Below are 2,087 nucleotides of genomic sequence, written 5' to 3'. Positions count from 1 at the left end.
TTGCCGTACTTCTGCAGCAGGCGCCGGTCCAGCGAGCCGGCGTTGACGCCGATGCGGATCGGGGTGCCGTGGTCCCGGGCCGCCTTGGCGATCTCCTTGACCTTGTCGTCGAACTGCTTGATGTTGCCCGGGTTCACCCGGACCGCCGCGCAGCCCGCCTCGATCGCCGCGAAGACGTACTTGGGCTGGAAGTGGATGTCCGCGATCACCGGGATCTGCGACTTCTTCGCGATCACGGACAGGGCGTCGGCGTCGTCCTGCGTCGGGCAGGCCACCCGCACGATCTGGCAGCCGGACGCCGTCAGCTCGGCGATCTGCTGGAGCGTCGCGCCGATGTCCGACGTACGGGTCGTGGTCATGGACTGCACCGACACCGGGGCCCCGCCCCCCACCGGGACCGGCCCGACCTGGATCCGTCGCGACACGCGTCGCTCGGCGATCGGCCGGACCGGTACCTCGGGGACGCCCAGGGAGATGGCGTTCACGACGTCAGTCCCGGTTCGAGGAGACGGTCTCGCGCATGGCACGCAGGGACTCCTTGAGGGAGCCCATGGTGGCCAGGACGGCGGTGGGCTCGTAGCCGCAGTGCGCCATGCAGTTGGCGCAGCGCGGGTCCTTGCCGCGGCCGTACTTGTCCCAGTCCGTGTCCTCGATCAGCTCCCGGTACGTCGGGACGTACCCGTCGCTCATCAGGTAGCAGGGGCGCTGCCAGCCGAAGAGGGAGTAGTTCGGGATCGCCCACGCGGTGCACGGGAAGTCGACCTTGCCCTCCAGGAAGTCGAGGAACAGCGGGGAGTGGTTGAGCCGCCAGCGGGCCCGGTTGCCGCCCGAGAAGGCCTTCTTGAACAGCTCGCGGGTCTGCTCCACGCCCAGGAAGTGCTCCTGGTCGGGCGCCTTCTCGTAGGCGTAGGCGGGCGAGATCATCATCTCGTCGACCTTGAGGTCGTCGTTGAGGTAGTTGAGGACCTCGACGATGGTCTGCGGGGTGTCGGTGTTGAAGAAGGTCGAGTTGGTGGTCACCCGGAAGCCGCGCCGCTTGGCCTCCTTGATGGCCTCCACGGCCTCGTCGAACACCCCCTCCTTCGCCACGGACTCGTCGTGCCGCTCCCGCAGCCCGTCGATGTGCACCGCGAAGGCGAAGTACGGCGAGGGCTTGAACTTGTCCATCTTCTTGCGCATGAGCAGCGCGTTGGTGCACAGGAAGACGTACTTCCGCCTGGCCACCAACTGGCGGACGATCTCGTCGATCTGAGGGTGCATCAGGGGCTCGCCGCCGGCGATGGAGACCATCGGCGCCCCTGATTCGAGCACCGCACCCACGGCCTGCGCGACCGGCATGCGCTGCTTGAGCACTCCGGCCGGGTGCTGGATCTTGCCGCATCCCTCACACGCCAGGTTGCAGGCGAAGAGCGGCTCCAACTCCACGATGAGCGGGAACTTGTCCCGTCGGCGGATCTTCTGTTCGGCCAGGTATGTAGCGACCTTGATGGACTGGCGCAGCGGCATGGCCATCTGGGCTCACCTCCGGGGGAGCAGCAACGAACGGTGCCATTCGAAGAATGCGGGAAGAACGGATCGAAGGACGCGGAAAGCCGATATTCCACCGCGCACCGTGCCGATCCGGACGAGTTCGTGTTCTGGAGCGTCCACGACCACTCGGACGGCCGCAACCGGGCGCGCGCCCGCCCGGACGGCGCTCAGGAGCGTGGCCGCGGACTCCATGTCGACGGCGATCGCGCCGGTCGCGAGCAGGTCGGCGCGTTCGGGACCCCGGACGACGTGGTCCGAGCCGGTCAGCGGCCCGGTGTGGACGGTGCGCCCGGGCACGGCACGCGCCAGTTCCTTGACCAGCCGGTCCGTCCCGACGCCGGCGACGGTACCGCGCGGGTCCCGGGTCTCCTCGGCGACGACCAGGTCGCCGGGGTGCATACCGGGGGCGAGGCCCGCGCAGAAGCCGGTGGCCAGCACGGCGGCGCCGTCGAGTGCCGGTTCGGCCAGGACCCGGGCGACCGAGCGCTCGGCCGCCTTCGGGCCCATGCCCGTACGCAGGACGGTGACCGGCCCGCCGGCGCCGCCGCGGTCGCCGG

3 protein-coding genes are annotated in these 2,087 nt (G+C 69.5%); all 3 read right to left on the bottom strand.

Translation table 11 applies throughout. The features are described 5' to 3' along the window. A partial coding sequence (locus tag EBH09_RS31290) for a flavodoxin-dependent (E)-4-hydroxy-3-methylbut-2-enyl-diphosphate synthase (RefSeq protein ID WP_193776632.1) occupies nucleotides 1-485 on the bottom strand: 485 nt, incomplete at its 3' end. A 4-nt stretch (nucleotides 486-489) separates the two neighbouring features. Continuing rightward, nucleotides 490-1,512 carry an adenosyl-hopene transferase HpnH gene (hpnH, locus tag EBH09_RS31285; protein ID WP_121750223.1) on the bottom strand — a complete coding sequence of 341 codons (1,023 nt, stop codon included), beginning with the start codon at nucleotides 1,510-1,512 and terminating at the stop codon, nucleotides 490-492. Between the two features lie 6 nt (nucleotides 1,513-1,518). After that, nucleotides 1,519-2,087 (bottom strand): 1-hydroxy-2-methyl-2-butenyl 4-diphosphate reductase (locus tag EBH09_RS31280; RefSeq protein WP_238697492.1); only part of this gene is annotated, 569 nt, incomplete at its 5' end.

Source organism: Streptomyces sp. E2N166, assembly GCF_003671715.1.
Lineage (GTDB): Bacteria > Actinomycetota > Actinomycetes > Streptomycetales > Streptomycetaceae > Streptomyces > Streptomyces thinghirensis.
The sequence above is the reverse complement of the archived record's forward strand: the minus strand, read 5'-3'. Positions and strand labels throughout refer to the sequence as shown.